The sequence below is a fragment of the Arthrobacter sp. RT-1 genome, from assembly GCF_003367205.1.
Classification (GTDB): domain Bacteria; phylum Actinomycetota; class Actinomycetes; order Actinomycetales; family Micrococcaceae; genus Arthrobacter.
This window is the reverse complement of the sequence record NZ_QRGQ01000017.1, coordinates 22,773-41,291: the sequence shown is the minus strand read 5'-3', so window position 1 is coordinate 41,291 and position 18,519 is coordinate 22,773. Positions and strand designations below refer to the sequence as shown.

The 18,519-nt window shown below is 67.6% G+C and carries 16 protein-coding genes; 3 read left to right on the top strand and 13 right to left on the bottom strand.

Annotated elements, in window-relative coordinates; translation table 11 throughout:
* Window positions 1–87: 87 nt before the first annotated feature.
* From hutI to tdh, 4 genes are all read right to left on the bottom strand, one after another.
* The gene (hutI, locus tag DXK94_RS14575; protein WP_115525521.1) at window positions 88–1,299 is read right to left on the bottom strand and encodes an imidazolonepropionase; all 1,212 of its coding nucleotides are present in this window, start codon (window positions 1,297–1,299) and stop codon (window positions 88–90) included.
* Between the two features lie 11 nt (window positions 1,300–1,310).
* Complete coding sequence (locus tag DXK94_RS14570; RefSeq protein WP_115525520.1) at window positions 1,311–2,426, bottom strand: FAD-binding oxidoreductase; 1,116 nt, start codon at window positions 2,424–2,426, stop codon at window positions 1,311–1,313.
* A gap of 111 nt (window positions 2,427–2,537) precedes the next feature.
* Window positions 2,538–3,737, bottom strand: a complete 1,200-nt coding sequence (locus DXK94_RS14565; RefSeq protein WP_115525519.1) for a glycine C-acetyltransferase — start codon at window positions 3,735–3,737, stop codon at window positions 2,538–2,540.
* 8 nt (window positions 3,738–3,745) lie between these two features.
* On the bottom strand, window positions 3,746–4,792 hold the full coding sequence (gene tdh / locus DXK94_RS14560) for an L-threonine 3-dehydrogenase (RefSeq protein ID WP_115525518.1): 1,047 nt from the start codon (window positions 4,790–4,792) through the stop codon (window positions 3,746–3,748).
* 133 nt (window positions 4,793–4,925) lie between these two features.
* Between tdh and DXK94_RS14555 the strand changes: the two genes are divergently transcribed.
* Entirely contained in the window at window positions 4,926–5,837 is a 912-nt protein-coding gene (locus tag DXK94_RS14555) for a LysR family transcriptional regulator (protein ID WP_115525517.1), read from the top strand.
* Between the two features lie 57 nt (window positions 5,838–5,894).
* On the opposite strand, the gene DXK94_RS14550 is transcribed toward DXK94_RS14555, so the two are convergent.
* The 5 genes from DXK94_RS14550 to DXK94_RS14530 form a co-directional block, all read right to left on the bottom strand.
* Window positions 5,895–6,599: a hypothetical protein gene (locus tag DXK94_RS14550; protein ID WP_115525537.1), complete on the bottom strand. Its 705-nt coding sequence runs from the start codon at window positions 6,597–6,599 to the stop codon at window positions 5,895–5,897.
* A gap of 188 nt (window positions 6,600–6,787) precedes the next feature.
* Window positions 6,788–8,296, bottom strand: coding sequence for an Asp-tRNA(Asn)/Glu-tRNA(Gln) amidotransferase subunit GatB (gene gatB, locus DXK94_RS14545; RefSeq protein ID WP_115525516.1), 1,509 nt, complete (start codon window positions 8,294–8,296; stop codon window positions 6,788–6,790).
* Window positions 8,296–9,852, bottom strand: a complete 1,557-nt coding sequence (gene gatA / locus DXK94_RS14540; protein ID WP_115525515.1) for an Asp-tRNA(Asn)/Glu-tRNA(Gln) amidotransferase subunit GatA — start codon at window positions 9,850–9,852, stop codon at window positions 8,296–8,298. The genes gatB and gatA overlap by 1 nt, the downstream gene beginning before the upstream one ends.
* 2 nt (window positions 9,853–9,854) lie before the next feature.
* The gene (gene gatC / locus DXK94_RS14535) at window positions 9,855–10,151 is read right to left on the bottom strand and encodes an Asp-tRNA(Asn)/Glu-tRNA(Gln) amidotransferase subunit GatC (protein ID WP_079595590.1); all 297 of its coding nucleotides are present in this window, start codon (window positions 10,149–10,151) and stop codon (window positions 9,855–9,857) included.
* Between the two features lie 146 nt (window positions 10,152–10,297).
* A complete protein-coding gene (locus DXK94_RS14530) occupies window positions 10,298–11,758 on the bottom strand; it encodes a CitMHS family transporter (protein ID WP_115525514.1) in 1,461 nt (486 codons plus the stop codon).
* Window positions 11,759–11,960: 202 nt separating this feature from the next.
* On the opposite strand from DXK94_RS14530, the gene DXK94_RS14525 reads away from it, so the two are divergent.
* Together DXK94_RS14525 and DXK94_RS14520 are read left to right on the top strand one after the other, a co-directional pair.
* Window positions 11,961–13,694 carry a sensor histidine kinase gene (locus DXK94_RS14525; RefSeq protein WP_115525513.1) on the top strand — a complete coding sequence of 578 codons (1,734 nt, stop codon included), beginning with the start codon at window positions 11,961–11,963 and terminating at the stop codon, window positions 13,692–13,694.
* Window positions 13,687–14,352: a response regulator gene (locus tag DXK94_RS14520; RefSeq protein WP_079595593.1), complete on the top strand. Its 666-nt coding sequence runs from the start codon at window positions 13,687–13,689 to the stop codon at window positions 14,350–14,352. The genes DXK94_RS14525 and DXK94_RS14520 overlap by 8 nt, the downstream gene beginning before the upstream one ends.
* Before the next feature lie 12 nt (window positions 14,353–14,364).
* Here the strand turns inward: DXK94_RS14520 and DXK94_RS14515 are convergent, their stop codons facing one another.
* The 4 genes from DXK94_RS14515 to ligA form a co-directional block, all read right to left on the bottom strand.
* Window positions 14,365–14,748, bottom strand: coding sequence for a RidA family protein (locus tag DXK94_RS14515; protein WP_115525512.1), 384 nt, complete (start codon window positions 14,746–14,748; stop codon window positions 14,365–14,367).
* Between the two features lie 47 nt (window positions 14,749–14,795).
* Window positions 14,796–15,299 (bottom strand): GNAT family N-acetyltransferase, encoded by a 504-nt coding sequence (locus DXK94_RS14510; RefSeq protein ID WP_115525511.1) that lies wholly within the window; start codon window positions 15,297–15,299, stop codon window positions 14,796–14,798.
* Between the two features lie 81 nt (window positions 15,300–15,380).
* Complete coding sequence (locus tag DXK94_RS14505; protein WP_115525510.1) at window positions 15,381–16,220, bottom strand: inositol monophosphatase family protein; 840 nt, start codon at window positions 16,218–16,220, stop codon at window positions 15,381–15,383.
* Entirely contained in the window at window positions 16,217–18,493 is a 2,277-nt protein-coding gene (gene ligA, locus DXK94_RS14500; RefSeq protein WP_115525509.1) for an NAD-dependent DNA ligase LigA, read from the bottom strand. Before ligA ends, DXK94_RS14505 begins: the two co-directional genes overlap by 4 nt.
* Window positions 18,494–18,519 lie beyond the last annotated feature (26 nt).

Here is an 18,519-nt window from a genome sequence, read left to right as displayed (position 1 = left end):
CTCGGTACTCCGGCCATCGCTTCGATGACGCTTTCTGATCATAACAGAAGCGAAACGATCACCTTACGTCACAAAGGTGGCAGGGATTTACCGTGCCCGGTCTCCGGCCCGCCACACAGCGTACGTCAACGGCATGCCCGGCCGGTAAGCGAGGTGCGTGGCCGAAGGCGCGTTAAGCATGTGAAGGTCCGCCCGGTGCCCGACGGCGATGGAACCGACGGCGCGTTCGCCGTCGGCGTCGTTTCCGGTGTCCTTGTGCAACGCCAGGGCGCCGCCGTAGGTGGCGGCCCGGACTGCCTCGTGCACACTGAGGCGCATCTGGAGCACGGCAGTAGCGACGCAGAACGCCATCGAGCTGGTGTAGGAGGTGCCGGGATTGCAGTTGGAGGCGAGCGCCACCTGCACGCCGGCGTCCAGGAGCGCGCGGGCGGGTGCCAACGGCTGCCGGGTGGAAAGGTCGCACGCCGGCAGGCACGTGGCCACGGTCCCCCGCGAACCCTCGCCGGCGGCTGCGTCCCAGCCCGACCAGGTTCCGGCGAGCGCTTCGACATCCCCGCCGGCCAGGTAATTCACATGGTCCACGCTGGCTGCGCCGAGTTCCACGGCCAGCTGCACGCCGGGGCCCTCGCCGAGCTGGTTGCCGTGCACGCGGAGTCCGAGGCCGGCGTCGCGGCAGGCCAGCAGGACCCGGCGTGACTGCTCAGCTGTGAAGGCGCCTTCCTCGCAGAAAACATCAGCCCACTGAACGTAGGGACGGACCGCAGCCAGCATGGGACCGCACACCAGGTCGGTGTACGCCTCCGGATCCTGGCCCGCCGGAACCAGATGGGCGCCCAGATACGTCACCTGGTCTGCAACGGTGGACGCGATGCGGGCACTGCGGGCCTCATGGTCAGTGTCCAGGCCGTAACCGGTTTTCGTCTCCAGGTAGGTGGTTCCTTGTGAGACGGCTTCCGCCACCCGGCCGAGCGCCAGGCGCGTGAGGTCGAAGTCCGAGGTGGCGCGGGTGGCGTTCATGGTGACGGCGATGCCGCCTGCGGCGTACTGCTCCCCCGCCATGCGTGCCTCGAACTCGGCCGTCCGGTCGCCGGCGAACAGCAAATGGGTATGGGAGTCCACCCACCCCGGGAGGACCGCCCGGCCGCCGGCATCAATGGCCTCGTCCGCAGCAGGGGCATCGGCAGCAGCGCCAATCCACGCGATGCGCTCCCCCTCAACCACCACCGCCGCGTCTTTCAGGACCCGGTGCTCGAGATCCTGGGTCATCAGCTCGGCAATGTTGGTGATCAGGGTGCTCATTGAACCATTCTTCAGCGCCGGATGGACCAGCGGGTGGCTGCCAACGCCTCCGCTGTCCGGGATTCCGGACGCTCGCCGCCGGCCTCACCCCGGCCCTGCTGCCCGGACAGAATCTGCTCAGCAGCCAGTTCCGTCAGGGCGGATGAGGTCTGGAACCCGTAGCCGCCCTGCCCCGCGAGCCAATAGAAGCCGGGCGCTTCGGCGTCGAATCCCGCCACCGGGACGCCGTCGGCAGCCTCGGTCCTGAGTCCCGTCCAGGCCCTGCGCACCGCCGTGATCCCGAGCGTGGTGACAGCGTTCAGCCGTTCCACCAGATGCTCCACGTCACCCGCGCGGGGCCGGGCGTCCTCCGGCCCGCTGGGCACGGTCTCCGACGGCGAAATGAGCACGTCGTTGCCTTCCCGCCGGAAGTAGAAGGTGTTGTCCGCCGCTGCAACCATGGGGCTGTGCTCCGGCAGGGGGTGCCCGACGGCGGCAATCGCCGCAGTGCGCCGGTACGGCTGAAGGCCCAGCTTTTCCACGCCGCTGATGACGGCGAGTTCATCGGCCCAGGCACCGGCGGCGTTGACCAGGACGCCGGCCTGGAAGGCCTCGGTGCCCGCCCCCACCTGCCAGCCGGAACCCAGGCGCTGCGCCGAATGGACCCGTGCGCCGGTGATGATATCCACCCCGGCCGCTACCGCCCGCTGCCGGTGGTCCGCCAGCAGCAGTGGAGCATTGCATCCGAAGGAGTGGGTGTCCAGGCCGGCCGCGCTGAACGCGTCCGGGACCAGCGCCGGGCAGAGCTCCAGCGCCTCGGCATGCGTGATGGGCTGCATGGAGCCGCTGGCTTCCGCCGCCACGTCCTCCTCGCCGCCGATCAGCATGAAGCTGCGGGGCGTGAGCACCGGTTCAGGCAGTTCCACGTCCCTGGCGGCAATAAGCTCCAGGGTCCGGACCGTCAGTTCCCGGACCACCGGCGGTCCGTAGCTCGGGATGAGCTGCCGGGCGGAGCGGGAGGACGTATGGTACGCGAGTTCCTGCTCCGCTTCCACCAGCGCCACGCTGCATCTGCCCGCCAGCGCGGACGCCAGAGACAATCCGGCGATGCCGCCGCCGACGATCAGGACATCGTAATGTGCTGCCATGCGTCCATCCTTGCAGAGATGCAGAGTTGCTGGGCTCCTTCTGGTTTCGACAGGCTCAACCACCGGAGGTTAGGGAGCGAACCAAAGTGTTGCAGGGGGTGCGGTGGCGGGTCAGTCTGCTGCTACCTCAGCCCGGCTGGCGACGAAGGCAGCCACGCAGGCCTCGACGTCGTCCGCGGAGTGTGCGGCCGAAAGCTGCACCCGGATCCGCGCGGCGCCGCGCGGAACCACGGGGAAGCTGAAGGCAGTGACAAAGACGCCGTGCTGCAGCATCCGGTCAGCAACCTTGGCCGCCAGGACAGCGTCGCCGAACATCACCGGGACAATGGCGTGTTCGCCGGGCAGCAGGTCGAAGCCTTCCTCCGTCATCCGCTGACGGAACAGCGCGGCATTGTCGAAGAGCTGCCGCCGCAGGTCCGCTGAGTTCTGGACCAGGTCCAGCGCCTTAGTGGTGGCGGCAACAATGGCCGGGGCAAGGGAGTTGGAGAAGAGGTACGGCCTGGCCTTCTGCCGCAGCATGGCCACCACCTCGGCACGCCCGGACACATAACCGCCGGACGCTCCGCCCAGGGCCTTGCCAAAGGTGCCGGTGTAGATATCCACCCGGTGCGAAACACCGGCATGTTCCGGAGTTCCTGCGCCGGTGGCGCCCATAAAACCGACCGCGTGCGAATCATCCACCATCACCAGCGCGTCATGCTTTTCGGCGAGGTCGCAGATGGCTTCCAGCGGAGCCAGGTAACCGTCCATCGAGAAAACGCCGTCGGTCACGATGATCCTGCGCCGGGCTCCCTTCGCCTCCACGAGCTTCGCTTCTAGGTCCGCCATGTCCTGGTTGGCGTAGCGGAACCGCTGGGCCTTGCACAGCCGGATGCCGTCGATGATCGAGGCGTGGTTGAGGGCGTCGGAGATGATGGCGTCCTCAGGACCGAACAGGGACTCGAAGACACCTCCGTTGGCATCGAAGCAGCTGGAGAACAGGATGGTGTCCTCGGTGCCCAGGAAGCGGGAGACGCGCGCCTCGAGCTCCAGGTGCAGGTCCTGCGTGCCGCAGATGAAACGGACGCTGGCCATGCCGAAGCCCCGCTCATCCATCGCGGCCTTGGCCGTGGCGATGATGTCCGGGTGATCCGCCAGGCCAAGGTAGTTATTGGCGCAGAAGTTCAGGACGGCTGCTCCGTCCGCGCCAATCCTTCCTGCCGTGATGTGGCTGGATTGCGGGGAGTTGATGCTGCGTTCGGTCTTGTAGAGTCCGGCGGTGCGGATGTCCTCCAGCTCGGTGCGCAGCTGGTCCTTGATCGAGGTGTACATGGTGTTCCTTAGAGTCGGGTCCAGTCGAGGACAACTTTGCCGCCCGCGCCGCTGCGGGCATTGTCGAAGCCTTTCTCCCATTCGGCAGCGGGGAGCGTATCGGTGACCACGGCGGAGATGCCCGCGTGGAGCACGGGGTTGGAGGAGAGCATGGCGCTCATCGCGTACCAGGTTTCGAACATCTCCCGGCCGTAGATGCCCTTAAGCGTGAGCATGTGGGTGACCACCTTGCCCCAGTCGATGGTGATGTCCTGGCTCGGCAGGCCCAGCATGGCAATCCGGCCGCCGTGGTTCATGTTGTCAATCATCTCGGGCAGGGCTGTGGGGTGGCCGGACATTTCCATGCCGATGTCGAAGCCCTCCCGCATGCCCAGTTCGCGTTGGGCATCATGGACGCGCGTGGTGGAGACGTCGATGGCGAGGTCTGCGCCCAGCTGCCGGGCCAGGTCCAGCCGTGGCCGGGAGACATCGGTGATGGCGATCTTGCGGGCACCGGCATGGCGGGCGACGGCGATGGCCATCAGCCCGATGGGCCCGGCGCCGGTGATCAGCACGTCCTCGCCCACCAGCGGGAAGCTCAGTGCCGTGTGCACGGCGTTGCCGAAAGGATCGAAGATGGCCCCCAGCTCAGGGGTGACCGACGGATCGTGGTGCACCCAGACGTTGGTTTCCGGTATGACGACGTATTCGGCAAAGGCACCATCACGCTGCACGCCCACGCTGACCGTGTGGATGCACATCTGACGGCGGCCCGCACGGCAGTTGCGGCATATTCCGCACACCACGTGCCCTTCGCCGGATACCCGGTCCCCCACCTTTACGTCGCGGACGTCTTCGCCTGTTTCCACCACTTCGCCGTAGAACTCGTGGCCGGCGATCAGGGGCGCCTCGATGATCCCCTGCGCCCAGGAATCCCAGGACTGGATGTGGAGGTCGGTGCCGCAGATGCCCGTGGTCATAACGCGGATCTTGACGTCGGCAGGGCCGGCCTCCGGCTCCGGCCGGTCCGCCAGCTCGAAGCCGGCCTGTGGGCCGGCCTTGTACAGAGCCTTCATTGGCTTCCTTACTCTCGTCAGTCACTTCTTCGGCAGGTTGCTGCCCTCCTCATTACAACGGCGAAGAAGCTTTAGCACAACAGGGATATTCTCAATCGACGATGTAGCTTTTCCTAATGCATAGACTGGTGCGATGGAGATCCACCAGCTCGAAATCCTGCGCGAACTCGGCGCCCTGGGCAGCGTCAAGGCCGTTGCGGACACCCTCATGGTCACCCCGTCGGCCGTCTCCCAGCAACTGGCCCTGCTGCAGCGAACTGTGGACGTGCCCCTGACGCGGAAGGAGGGCCGGAACCTGGTGCTGACCGAGGCGGGGCAGGTGCTTGCTGACGCCGGTGCCGCCGTCGTCAGTGCCATGGCCGACGCCAGGGGTGCGATCGGGACCTACCACGGGTCGGCGTCCGGCCGGGTAACCCTCAGCGGTTTCCACAGCGCCGGTCAGGCCGTGTTCGCGCCGCTGGCCAGGATCCTGGACGCCCCCGGGCAGCCGCGGGTGGAACTCTCCGACGAGGACGTGGCACAGCAGGACTTTCCCGCGCTGACGGCGCGCTACGACCTGGTCCTCGCGCACCGCATGGACCACAGCCCCCGCTGGCCTGCCGAACGGGTGACAGTGATTCCGCTCGCCCATGAGCCGCTGGACGTGGCGCTGCCCGCAGGGCACCGGCTGGCCCGCCAGGCCGCCGTAACAGCGGACGACGTCGGCCGCGAGGCCTGGGTGACCAGCCACGCCGGCTACTCCCCCGCCGATGTGCTGTCCGCCGTCGCCGCCGTGTCCAGCAGGGAACTGAACATCGTGCATCGCATCAACGACTACTCCACGGTGGCGGCACTTGTGGCTGCCGGGGGTGTGATCGGACTGCTGCCGCGGTACACGGCAGGCCCGGTGCTCAACCCGGACATTGTGCTCCGTCCCCTTGAGGGCATCAGCACCCGCCGACGGATCGACCTGCTGGCCCGGCCGGAAAACCTGAAGCGCCGTTCCGTCATGATCGTGTGCGAGGCGCTGCAGGACATCATGGCGGGGCTCGTGGACCGGGACTGACCCAACTGGGTAGCAGTAACTGTCGTTCTGGGCACCCATAACGACAGTTGGTGCTACCTACTTGGGCTGGTTTCCGTGCCCGTGGCCCCTGCCCAGCCCGTTGCCGTGCCCGTGGTCCTTTCCATGCCCCAGGCCGTGGCCGCGGCCCAGCCCGAGGCCCGGCACGTCCCCAGCGCCCTCGGCGATCCGGTCCGCCGTGGCCTGGTCCCCGTTCGTCACCCCGGAAATCCGGACCACTTCCCCGGCGGTGATGTCCGCGATGGTTCCTGCTGACTGCTTATGCCGCTTGCCGCCGTCGCCCGTTGCCCCCGGACTGCCCGTAGACCCTGGACTGCCCGTAGACCCTGGGCTGCCCGTGGACCCGCCGTCCGCCGCAGGAGCCGGGACCTTGGTGATTTTCGTATCAGCGGTGACGGCGTACGTCCGGGTGTAGCCGTCCTCGCTCCTGACCGTGATGGCCGTGGCGCTCACCGATTCCACGGTTCCGCGCTGCTCAAGAACCGTCTGGAAGGTGCCGTCCGCCCTCTTAACCACGCTTTCGCTGTGCTGCAGCTGGGGCCGCTGGGCCTTGTCCGGCTTGGCCGGCTTGTCCGGTTTGGCCGGCTTGTCCTGGCGGTTGTCCTGCCCGGGCGCCGACTGGGACGGTGAAGGCGTGGGTGAGTCGGCAGACCAAGCCAGGGCCGCGCCAGTTCCGGTCAGGGCAAGGGCCACAGCCCCCGCCAGGAGTGCCTTCCGGATCCCCGGCTGGTCCTGCTGTGGCATCGCGGCCCCCTTCGCATCGCTGGCCGGGGCCGCCATAGGCCGGCCCCGTGCGCTCCAGTGTAGGACCGTGGCGGGCGCATGAACACGCGTACTTTTCGGGGCGGCCACCTGAGTACTTAAAGCACAACCGGGCAGCAGTAGATGCCGTCATGAACGGCAAAACTGCTGCCCGGTTAGGACGAAAGGACCTAGACGGTGACGCCCAGCTTCTCCAGGATCAGCTCGCGGACGCGACCGGCGTCGGCCTGGCCGCGGGTGGCCTTCATGACCCCGCCCACGATGGCGCCGATGGCCTGTACCTTGCCGCCGCGGATCTTGTCCGCGACGTCGGGCTGCGCTGCCAGGGCGGCGTCGATGGCTTCGAGCAGGGGGCCGTCGTCGGACACGACGGCGAGGCCGCGCTTGTCGACGATCTCCGCCGGAGTGCCTTCGCCGGCGAGCACGCCGTCCAGCACCTCGGAGGCCATCTTGTTGTTGATCTTGCCCTCTTCCACCATGCGGGCGAGTTCCACGATGGTGGCGGGACGGACACCCAGCTGGCCGGGATCCACATCGGCGTTCTTGGCGCGGCCCACGATCTCGCCCATCCACCACTTGCGGGCAACCGAAGCCGACGCACCGGCGGCGATGGTTTCCTCGATCTCGTCCATAACGCCGGCGTTCACCACGTCGCGGAATTCCAGGTCCGAGTAGCCCCAGTCGGCCTGCAGGCGCTTGCGGCGGGCAGCCGGCGGCTCGGGCAGCGTGGCCCGGAGTTCCTCAACCCATTCCCGGGACGGAACCACGGGAACCAGGTCAGGCTCCGGGAAGTAACGGTAGTCGTCAGCGTCGGACTTGGCCCGGCCGGATGTGGTGGTGCGGGTGTCCTCGTGCCAGTGGCGGGTTTCCTGGACCACGGGCTCGCCGGAGTCCAGCACGGCGGCGTGCCGCTGGATCTCGTAGCGGACGGCGTGCTCGACGGCGCGCAGCGAGTTAACGTTCTTGGTCTCAGACCGGATGCCGAACCGTTCGCGGCCGTGCGGGCGAAGGGAGACGTTGGCGTCGCAGCGCACGTTGCCGCGTTCCATCCGGGCGTCGGACACACCAAGGTTCTTCACGATTTCGCGGACCGCAGCCACGTAGGCCTTGGCCAGCTCCGGCGCACGGGAGCCCGCTCCCTCGATGGGCTTGGTGACGATTTCCACCAGGGGCACGCCGGCGCGGTTGTAGTCCACCAGCGAAAAGTCCGCACCCTGGATGCGGCCCGTGGCTCCGCCCATGTGGGTCAGCTTTCCGGCGTCCTCCTCCATGTGCGCGCGTTCGATCTCAACGCGGAACACGGTGCCGTCGGACAGTTCGATGTCCAGGTAGCCGTCGTACGCAATGGGTTCGTCGTACTGCGAGGTCTGGAAGTTCTTGGGGGTGTCGGGGTAGAAATAGTTCTTCCGGGCGAAGCGGCAGGACTCGGCGATCTTGCAGTTGAGTGCCAGGCCGATCTTGATGGAGGACTCGATCGCGGCCTTGTTCACCACGGGCAGGACGCCGGGCATGCCCAGGTCCACCTCGTTGACGTTGGTGTTGGGGTCGTCACCGAAGACGTTGGGCGCGGAGGAGAACATCTTGGTCTTGGTGTTGAGCTCCACGTGGACCTCGAACCCCAGGACGGGATCGTACTTCTCCATGGCCTCTTCGAAGCTCAGGATTGCGTCAGTGTTCATTATTTTGCCTCCTTGGCTTCAACGAGCTCACCCAGCGCGGGCGCCTGCGCCAGCAGCGGACCGCCCCACTTGGCCTCAAGCAGCGACTCCAGCACGGCGCCAACCCGGTACAGGCGGGCGTCCTCCCGGGCGGGGGCGAGCAGCTGGATGCCCACGGGCAGTCCGTCCTCGTCCGCAAGTCCGCCGGGCAGGGACAGCCCGGGTACACCGGCCAGGTTGGCCGGGATGGTGGCGACGTCGTTGAGGTACATCGCCAGCGGGTCGTCCAGCTTTTCGCCGAGGCGGAAGGCGGTGGTGGGCGCCGTGGGGGAAATCAGGACGTCGGCCACGGTGAAGGCGGCATCGAAGTCGCGCTGCACCAGGGTGCGGACCTTCTGGGCCGAACCGTAGTAGGCGTCGTAGTAGCCCGCGCTCAGGGCGTAGGTGCCCAGGATGATGCGCCGCTTCACTTCATCGCCGAAGCCGGCGGCGCGGGTGGCACCCATTACGCGCTCAATGGTCATGGGACCGTCCTCGGGCAGGACGCGCAGGCCGTAGCGGACGCCGTCGAACTTGGCGAGGTTGGAGGACGCCTCTGACGGCATGATCAGGTAGTAGGCTCCCAGCGCGTACTGGAAGTTGGGGCAGGACACCTCAACGATTTCCGCGCCCGCTTCCCGCAGCAGTTCCAGGGAATCATTGAAGCGGTTCTCGACGCCGGCCTGGTAGCCCTCGCCGTGCAGTTCCTTGATGATGCCGATCCGCATGCCCTCGACGCTGCCGGTCTTTGCGGCGGCCACGAGGTCCGCCAGCGGGTCCGGAAGGGAGGTGGAGTCGCGCGGATCGTGCCCGCCGATGACCTGGTGCAGGAGTGCCGAGTCCAGGACAGTCCGGGACACCGGGCCGATCTGGTCCAGCGAGGAGGCCATGGCGATGGCGCCGTAGCGGGACACGCTGCCGTAGGTGGGCTTCACGCCGACGGTGCCGGTGACTGCCCCGGGCTGGCGGATGGACCCGCCGGTATCCGTGCCGAGGGCAAGCGGGGCCTCGAAAGCGGCGACGGCGGCAGCGGACCCGCCGCCGGAGCCGCCCGGGATCCGGTCCAGGTCCCAGGGGTTGCGGGTGGGGCCGTAGGCCGAGTGCTCGGTGGAGGAGCCCATGGCGAACTCGTCCAGGTTGGTCTTGCCCAGGATGGGCATCTTCGCCGCGCGCAGGCGCTCCACCACAGTGGCGTCGTACGGGCTGTGCCAGCCCTCCAGGATCTTCGAACCGGCCGTCGTGGGCTGGCCGACAGTGACGATGAGGTCCTTGACGGCGATGGGAACGCCGGCCAGGACGTGCAGCGCATCGGCTTCCGCGCCGCCGGCGGCGCGGATGGCATCCACCTCGGCTGCGACGGAGAGGGCCTCTTCGGCGTTGACGTGCAGGAACGCGTTGACGCCCCGTTCGCCGCCGTCCACGGCGGCGATCCGGTCCAGGTATGCCTGCGTGGCCTCCACGGAGGTCACCTCACCGGCGGCCAGCTTTTCCGCCAGCCCGGCGGCGGAGAGGCGGATGAGTTCGTTGTTGTCAGTCATGGTTATGCCTCATCCAGGATTGCCGGGACCTTGAAACGGTTGTCATCGGAATCCGGCGCACCGGAGAGTGCCTGTTCCGCGGTGAAGGTGTGCCCAACAACGTCCTCGCGGAACACATTGTTCAGCGGGATGGGGTGGGACGTGGCCGGGACGTCGTCACCGGCGGCCTGACTGACGGACTTGACCGAATCAACGATGACGGCGAGTTCCCCGGCCATCCTGTCCAGCTCTTGAGCACTCATCTCAATGTGAGCGAGCCGCGCGAGATGCGCAACGTCGTCACGGTTGATCGCAGCCATGGATCTCCCCTGCAAAGTTTGAATTGATTTCCGATCCATTCTAGTGGGGAAACGATGATGCCCGTCTGACGACCCCCAGCGGGCGTCAGACAGGCACCTTCCTACCGGGTCCCTGCCCCTCAGGGCAGCACCGCGGCAGCTACAGACTAACCGATTCCAATGGCTCCGGTCAGCACGCCGATTCCCAGCATGACCAGGGACACTACCGCGCTGCGCCACAGCACTTTCTTGTGGTGGTCGCCGAGGTCCACCTTGGCCAGTGATACGAGGAGCAGGATGGCGGGAACCAACGGGCTCTGCATGTGGAACGGCTGGCCGGTGATGGAGGCGCGGGCCATCTCGGCTGCGCTGATCCCGTAATGGCCGGCGGTCTCGCTCAGGACGGGGAGCACGCCGAAGTAGAAGGCGTCGTTGCTCATGAAGAAGGTCATGGGGATGCTGAGGACGCCGGTAATGACGGCCATGAGCGGGCCCATGCTGGACGGGATGATCTGCACCAGCCACGCGGACATGGCCTCCACCATGCCGGTGCCGGTGAGCACGCCGGTCAGGACTGCGGCAGCCATGACCATGCTGACCACGGCAACCACTGACGGGGCGTGGGCCACGATCTGCGCGGCCTGGTCCTTGACGTGGGGGAAGTTCACCAGCAGGGCGATGGCGGAGCCCACCATGAACACGTACGGCAGGGGCACGAGGTCGGCGATGAGCATGCCCATCACGGCGACCGTGAGGACCAGGTTGAACCAGAACAGCTTGGGGCGCAGGGTGCTGCGGTTGGGGTCCAGGGCGGTGTCCGCCATGGCGGTGTCGCTGTCATCCACGAGGTCTTCGGTGCGTTCCAGGACGGCGACGGAGGAACCGCCGACGGCGGGGGCTGCTCCGCCGGGGTTGGTTCCCTTGCGTCCGCGGCCGGTTCCTGAACCGCCCGCGGGGGTGCCGCCGTCGAACCCTTCAGCGGTGTCCGGCACGCCCCAGATCTCCGGGGCAGTGGCGCGGAGGCGGTTGCGCTCCTGCAGGCCAAGGAGCCAGGCGAAGGCGAGGACGACGGCGATGCCGCCGATCAGCGACGGGAGCATGGGAACGAAGACGTCATTGACATCGATCTTCAGGGCGGTGGCGGCGCGGGCGGTGGGGCCGCCCCACGGAACGATGTTCATGGTGCCGTTGGCCAGGCCGGCCACGCAGGTGAGGACCACGGGGCTCATCTTCAGGCGGAGGTAGATGGGCAGCATGGCGGCGGTGGTGAGGATGAAGGTGGTGGAGCCGTCACCGTCCAGGGACACTGCGGCAGCCAGCAGGGCGGTGCCCAGGACCACCTTGGCGGGGTCATTGCCCAGCTTGCGGAGGATGAACCTCACCAGCGGGTCGAACAGCCCGACGTCGATCATCAGTCCGAAGTAGATGATGGCGAACATCAGCAGGGCTGCGGTGGAGGTCATGGACTTCATGGAGTCCATCACCATGTCGCCGATGCCCAGGCCGGCACCTGCGAAAAGTCCGAAAACGGTGGGGACGATGATCAACGCCAGCACTGGCGTCAACTTTTTCGTCATGATCAGCACCATGAATACCGCGATCATTGCGAATCCAAGTAATACCAGCACGGCCGGCTCCTTCTTTGTGAACAGCGGCACAGCGTTGTGACGCGTGCTACAGACTGTAGGGTGGCCGCCGTCACGGCAGTGCCTTTGGCTCAATTGATTGGCATACTGCTTATTGGGAGCATTTTGCGCATTGTGCTCACGCGTTCTGCCCACGCCACTGCCACCCGCCCCGCCGCCCGCCGGACACCCATCAAGGAGGATCATGCAGCGTTCCGCACCCCGCCCGCCGTTGCGGTTCTCCACCCAGACGCTCCTGCTGCAGGTGGCCGTGGTCCTCCTGGTGGTCCTGCTCAGCGCCGCCGTCCATGCCTGGCTCACCTATGACCGGGTGGGCAGCGAGGCCGAGAACCAGGCGCTGACCCTTGCCCGGACCGTCGCCTCGGACCCTTCCGTGCGCGCGGACGTGCTGGCCATCAGCAGGCAGCCCGGCACTCCCCCGCCGGCCGAGCTGGCGGCCGGGCCCCTGATGCGGGAAGCCGAGGCCGCAAGGGTGCGGACGGGCGCCCTGTTCGTGGTGATTACCGACGAGACAGGTTTGCGGCTGGCGCACCCGGACCCCGAGCGGCTGGGGGAAAAGGTCAGCACGGATCCCTCCGAAGCCCTGGCGGGCCGGGAGGTCACCACCCGGAACACGGGAACCCTGGGCCCGTCCGCGGGAGCGAAGGTGCCGGTGTACGCGCCGGACAGCACTGCCGTGGTGGGCGAGGTGAGCGTGGGCTATTCGATGGAAACCGTGGGCCAGAGCGTGGCCCGCGACATCGGGCCGGTGGCGGTGACGGCCGCCGGCGCCCTGCTGGCCGGCGTCCTGGGATCCTTCCTGCTGCGCCGCCGGCTGCAGCGGCTCACGCTGGGGCTCGAGCCTGAGGAGATCAGCATGCTGGTCCACGACCAGGTGGCGGTGCTGCAGGGCGTGGACGACGGCGTCATCGGCATTTCGGCCGACGGCCGGATCAGTGTGTTCAACGCAGCGGCGCAGCGCCTGCTGGGTTTGCCCGACCTGGCGGGCAGTCGCTGGGAGGACGCCCCGGTCCCGGACCAGCTGAAGTCCCTCACCAGGCCAGGTCCCGCCGGTGCCGACGCCCTGGAGATCGTGGCCGGCGGCCGGGTGCTGGTGGCGAACGCCCGCAAGGCACTTCACCGGCGGGAGGACCTGGGCTGGGTGGTGATGCTGCGGGACCGCACCGAACTGCAGGAACTCACCCGGCAGCTGGACGCCGTGGGCACGATGTCGACGGCCCTGCGGGCCCAGCGGCACGAGTTCGCCAACCAGCTGCACACGCTGGCGGGGTTCATGAGCATCGGACAGCACCAGCAGGCCCGCGAGTACCTTAGCCGGCTGGCTGCCACAGGGCCGCTGAAGTTTCCTGTCGAGCAGGCGGAACTGCTCCAGGACCCTTACCTGCAGGCCTTCGTGGGGGCCAAGGGCGTGGAAGCCGACGAGCGGGGCGTCGCCCTGCGGATCGGGCCCGAGACCTTGGTCCGCGGGCAGGTCACCGAGGCCCAGGACGTCACCACCGTGCTGGGCAACCTGATCGACAATGCGGTCAACGCCGCCGTGGCCGGCTCGGCGGAGGACCGCTGGGTTGAGCTTGAGGTGCTGGATGAGCCGGGCGACGACGGCGGCACCCTCCACGTGGTGGTCGCAGACTCGGGCGACGGGCTGGCTGAGGGGACGGACGCCGAGGCGGTCTTCGCCGAAGGCTTCACCACCGCCACGGGACCGCTTTCCCGAAACGTGCGGGCCGGCGGCGGCCAGGGGTTCGGGCTTGCGCTGGCCCGCCAGCTGGCCCGGCGGCGCGGCGGCGACGTCACGGTGCTGGATCCGGGCGGCAGGGGCGGGCCGGGCGCAGTTTTTATGGCCACATTGCCGCACACCACGGCAGGAAGCCATACCGCAAAGATCCCGGGGGTAACTGGAAAGGATAACGATGGCTGAGGATTTTCGCGTCCTGATCGTGGACGACGACTTCCATGTGGCCAAGCTGCACGCCGCCTACGTGGACTCGGTGGCGGGTTTCCTGGCGCTCTCGCCGGTGGGCACCGCCTCCCTGGCCTTGCAGGCGATCCACAGCCTGCGGCCGGACCTGGTGCTGCTGGACGTGTACCTGCCGGACGCTTCGGGCCTGGACCTGCTGCAGCAGCTGGACGTGGACACCATCATCCTCAGCGCAGCGTCGGACGCGGCGTCCGTCCGGCTGGCCTTCCGCCGCGGCGCCCTGGGCTACCTGCTGAAGCCGTTCACGGCTGACGCCCTGTCGCAGCAGCTGCGGTCCTACGCCCGCTACCGCCGCCTCCTGGCGCAGCCAGGTGCACTGGACCAGGACTCCGTGGAGCGGGCCAAACGTTCGCTGATCCCGGGGGACGTCACGCCGTCGGCCAGGCCGCGCTCCGCGACGGAAGCCGCGGTGCTCGAATCGCTGGTTCCCGGCGAGCAGTACTCCGCGGCCGAGGTCGCGGGCCGGGTGGGCGTATCCAGGGCGACTGCGCAGCGGTACCTGTCCTCGCTCGCGGACGACGGCGCCGTGGACATCCAGCTGCGCTACGGGACAACGGGCAGGCCGGAGCACCGCTACGGCCTGCCCGCGACGTCCTGAGCCGCGCCCTGGCTAGTCGGCGCTCTTCTGGGCCACGAGCTCGATTTCGACGAGCATCTTCGGGTCCAGGAACGGCAGCACGTGTACCAGCGACAGGGTGGGGCGGATGTCACCGAAGACTTCCCCGTGGGCCCGGCCGGCTTCTTCCCATTTGCTGATGTCCGTCAGGTACAGCTTGGACTGCACCACGTCCTCCAGCCCGAATCCGGCGTCAGCCAGGACCTTGCCCAGCTTCTGCAGGATGTACTGGGTCTGGGTGTAGAAGTCCTCGCCCACGATGCCGTCCTCGCCGCTTGCTGCGGTGGCGGAAATGTAGAGCGTGTTGTCTACCTGGACGGCGCGGGAGTAGCCGAGGGTCTGTTCCCAGACGGAGCCGGTGCCGAAGGTTTTGCGCATGGTGGGCCTTTCAGAGCTGGAATGAGGTCGCCACCACTGTAGGGCTGCTACAGGTCCAGCCGGTAAACCAGCAGCTTTATGTCAGTTCCGGGGACGAACCAGTCCCGGTCCGGCACCCTGGCGAAGCCGGTTTTGTCGTACAGTCCGCGGGCGCTTTCCCAGGTGCTTCCGGTGGTCAGCGAAACGGCGTTGATCCCGTCCAATGCTTTGGCGTGGTCCACGATGGCCGCCATCATGGCCTTGCCGGCGCCGCTGCGCTGCACAGCCGGGTCCACCACCAGCATGCGGAATTCCAGCTCGTCGCCCAGTGCGATGTCCGCGTACGGCTCGCCCGCCAGGGCCAGGGTCACCGACCCCACCACGGCTCCGGCCCGCTCTGCCACCCAGACGGTGGCCTGGCCGGCGCGCTGTGCGACGTCCTGGACCTTGCGCATGTAGGGGTGCTCGGCGTCGTCGAAGTAGCCCGCCGCGAGGTAGGAATCACGCGTGATGCGGGCAACGGCGTCGAAATCGGATTCGACGGCGGGACGGACGGTTATCTGCGGATGCACCCATCAATGGTAGTGGCGGCCAGCGCTCCCCTGGCCCCAAAGGGCGTTTTCCGTGATCGAACTATCACCTTTTGGCAGCTTTCAGAGCGGGAACCTGCCGGAGAGCTCCAGGCCCGCGGCACAGGTCCAGGCGTCCAGCCGCTCCTGGTCGGTGGGTCCGCCCTCCAGCGGGCTGGCCAGCCGGGGCCGCCGCACCCAGCACCCGGCCTCCTCCGCGATGAGGGCACCGGCCGAAAAATCGTGCTCGTTGAGTCCGCGCTCCCCGAAGGCATCATGGGTTCCGTCCGCCACCAGGCACAGGTCCAGGGCGGCGGAGCCAAGGCGCCGGACGTCCGCGAAGCCCGCCATCAGCTGGCCAAAGACGGCTGCCTGCTCGGAACGGACGCCGGGATCATAACTGAAGCCGGTGGCGAGGATCTGCCCCTTCCGGCCGGGAACCGGACCTTCCAGCCGGGTCACCGTGCCGCCCTCCTCCAGCCAGGCACCCCCGCCGCGGGAGGCGTAGTAGACGCGGCCCAGCGCTGGCGCGTTGACCACGCCGGCCAGCCAGGCGCCGTCGGCATCCGCCACCGCCACGGACGTGGCGTAGTAGACGATGTTCCGGATGAAGTTGGTGGTGCCGTCCAGGGGGTCGATGGACCAGCGGTACCCGGAGGACGCCTCCGGCCGGGTGGTTCCGTGTTCCTCGCCGGTGATGCTGTCATGCGGGCGGGCCGCGGCAATGACCGCGCGCACCGCGTTCTCGGCGGCCACATCGAAGGCCGTGACCCAGTCCCCGGCCGCACCCTTGTTGCTGGCGTTGAGTGCGTCGCTGTTCCTCGTGGCGAGGACCTGCGCTCCTGCCGCTGCCGCGTCCTTTGCGATGGCAAGGAGCCCGGCTGTTGTGGCTTCGGTATCCAACTGTCCTTCGCCGGCGCTCATGCGTCCTCCTCCAAGGCTTCGGCCGTATCCGCCGCTGCCGGCGCTGCTTCCGCGAATGCTGCCGGCCCGGCCTCCAGCAGCTGCCGGAAGCCGTCTTCGTCCAGGACGGGAATGCCGAGCTGCTCGGCTTTGTCCAGTTTGGTGCCGGCGCTTTCGCCGGCCACCAGGTAGCTGGTGTTCTTGGAGACCGAGCCTGCGGCCTTGCCTCCCCTGAGCAGGATGGCTTCCTTGGCTTCGTCCCGGCTGAAGTTGGGCAGGGAGCCGGTCACCACCACCGTGAGTCCTTCAAGGGTGCGCGGCATGGACTCGTCACGCTCATCCTCCATCCGCACGCCGGCGGCTGCCCAGCGGTCCACGATCTCCCGGTGCCAGTCCTCCGTGAACCATTCCTTGAGTGCGGCGGCGATGGTGGGTCCCACGCCGTCAACGTGGGCGAGGTCTTCCTCCGACGCTGCCCGGATGGCGTCCATGGTGCCGAAGGCCTGGGCCAGCGCGCGGGAGGCCCGAGGGCCGACGTGCCGGATGGACAGTGCCACCAGGACGCGCCACAGCGGCTGTGCCTTGGCCTTTTCCAGCTCCTTGAACAGCTTTTCCGTGGTGGCGGTGGGCTTCGACGGCGATTTCGCCGTGCCCTTGCTGTAGAAGTAGGGCACCAGCTCGTACTCACCGGTTCCAACGCCCTTGGACCGCTTCTCGCGCCGGATCTTTACGGGGGCCAAATCTTCGGTGGTGAGGTCGAAGAGGGCGGCCTCCGAGGTGAGCGGCGGAACCTCCGGTTCGGCCGGCTGGGTCAGCGCGATGGCCGCTTCCCAGCCCAGCGCCTCAATATCGAAGGCGCCGCGGCCGGCGAGGTGGAACACCCGCTCCCGGAGCTGTGAGGGGCAGGACTTGGCGTTGGGGCAGCGGATGTCCACGTCCCCCTCCTTGGCCGGGGCCAGCGGGGTGCCGCAGGACGGGCATTCGGTGGGCATGACGAAGTCCCGGACCGGCGGATCCTGCTGGTCGCGCAGGTTCAGGACCGGGCCCACGATTTCGGGGATGACGTCGCCGGCCTTCCGCAGGACCACGATGTCGCCGATCTTCACGCCCTTGGCCTTGACCACGTCCTGGTTGTGGAGGGTGGCCATCTCCACGGTGGAGCCGGCCACCTTGACCGGTTCCATCATCCCGAAAGGTGTAACCCGTCCGGTGCGGCCCACGTTGACCAGGATGTCCAGAAGCTTCGTGTGCACTTCCTCCGGCGGGTACTTGTAGGCGACGGCCCAGCGCGGTACCCGGGTGGTGTAGCCGAGCGCGCGCTGGGTGGCGAAGTCGTCCACCTTGATCACGATGCCGTCGATTTCGTGGAGCAGCTTATGGCGCTGGTCACCGTACTTCTTAATGAAGGCCAGGACGTCCTCCCGGCGTTCCAGCACTTCAAAGTACGGGCTCACGGGAAGGCCCCAGTCCTTGAGCAGGGCGTAGGTTTCCGACTGGCTGCGGGCTTCGAGGCCTTCGCGTGCGCCGATGCCGTGGACGAACATCTTCAGCGGCCGCTTGGCGGTCTCCGCCGGGTCCTTCTGCCGCAGCGAGCCTGCGGCGGCGTTGCGCGGGTTCGCCAGCGGAGCCTTGCCGGCTTCGATGAGTGCTTCGTTGAATTCGGCGAAGGCCTGCGAGGGAATGAACACCTCACCGCGGACTTCCATCTCGGCGGGGAAACTGTCGCCGTTTAGTTGCTGCGGGATCTCCTTGATGGTGAGCACGTTGTGGGTAATGTCCTCGCCCGTGGTTCCGTCGCCGCGGGTGGCGGCACGGACCAGCTTGCCGTCCCGGTACAGCAGGTTGACGGCCAACCCGTCGATCTTGAGCTCCGTGAGCCAGGCCGCTTTGGCAGCGCCGTCGCCAAGTTTTTCGATGCTTGCCTCGGCCCTGTTGAGCCATGCCTCGAGTTCCCCGAGGGAGAAGACGTCCTCGAGGCTGTACATGCGCTGCAGGTGCTCCACGGCTGCGAAGGCTGCCGAGACTTCGCCGCCCACTTCCTGGGTGGGTGAGTCGTTGGAGACCAGTTCGGGGTGCAGGGCCTCGATCTCCTCGAGGCGGCGGAAGAGTGTGTCGAATTCGGCATCCGATACCAGGGGCGCGTCTTCCTGGTAGTACGCGAACCGGTACTTCCGGACGAGGTCCGCCAGGTTCTCGTACTCCTCCCGGACGGACTCGGAAGGGATGGCGTCCTGACCATCGGGTGCGGTGGTCCGGGTGGCTGTCTTTTCTGCGGGGCCTGCTCCTGTGCTCACAGACCTATCTTGCCCTACCCGTGCCG

What these genes read in the sequence shown, in the direction of transcription:
- hutI (WP_115525521.1), bottom strand. Translation starts at nt 1,299, where the DNA reads ATGAGCACCCTGATCACCAACATTGCCGAGCTGATGACCCAGGATCTC.
- DXK94_RS14570 (WP_115525520.1), bottom strand. Translation starts at nt 2,426, where the DNA reads ATGGCAGCACATTACGATGTCCTGATCGTCGGCGGCGGCATCGCCGGA.
- DXK94_RS14565 (WP_115525519.1), bottom strand. Translation starts at nt 3,737, where the DNA reads ATGTACACCTCGATCAAGGACCAGCTGCGCACCGAGCTGGAGGACATC.
- tdh (WP_115525518.1), bottom strand. Translation starts at nt 4,792, where the DNA reads ATGAAGGCTCTGTACAAGGCCGGCCCACAGGCCGGCTTCGAGCTGGCG.
- DXK94_RS14555 (WP_115525517.1), top strand. Translation starts at nt 4,926, where the DNA reads ATGGAGATCCACCAGCTCGAAATCCTGCGCGAACTCGGCGCCCTGGGC.
- DXK94_RS14550 (WP_115525537.1), bottom strand. Translation starts at nt 6,599, where the DNA reads ATGCCACAGCAGGACCAGCCGGGGATCCGGAAGGCACTCCTGGCGGGG.
- gatB (WP_115525516.1), bottom strand. Translation starts at nt 8,296, where the DNA reads ATGAACACTGACGCAATCCTGAGCTTCGAAGAGGCCATGGAGAAGTAC.
- gatA (WP_115525515.1), bottom strand. Translation starts at nt 9,852, where the DNA reads ATGACTGACAACAACGAACTCATCCGCCTCTCCGCCGCCGGGCTGGCG.
- gatC (WP_079595590.1), bottom strand. Translation starts at nt 10,151, where the DNA reads ATGGCTGCGATCAACCGTGACGACGTTGCGCATCTCGCGCGGCTCGCT.
- DXK94_RS14525 (WP_115525513.1), top strand. Translation starts at nt 11,961, where the DNA reads ATGCAGCGTTCCGCACCCCGCCCGCCGTTGCGGTTCTCCACCCAGACG.
- DXK94_RS14520 (WP_079595593.1), top strand. Translation starts at nt 13,687, where the DNA reads ATGGCTGAGGATTTTCGCGTCCTGATCGTGGACGACGACTTCCATGTG.
- DXK94_RS14515 (WP_115525512.1), bottom strand. Translation starts at nt 14,748, where the DNA reads ATGCGCAAAACCTTCGGCACCGGCTCCGTCTGGGAACAGACCCTCGGC.
- DXK94_RS14505 (WP_115525510.1), bottom strand. Translation starts at nt 16,220, where the DNA reads ATGAGCGCCGGCGAAGGACAGTTGGATACCGAAGCCACAACAGCCGGG.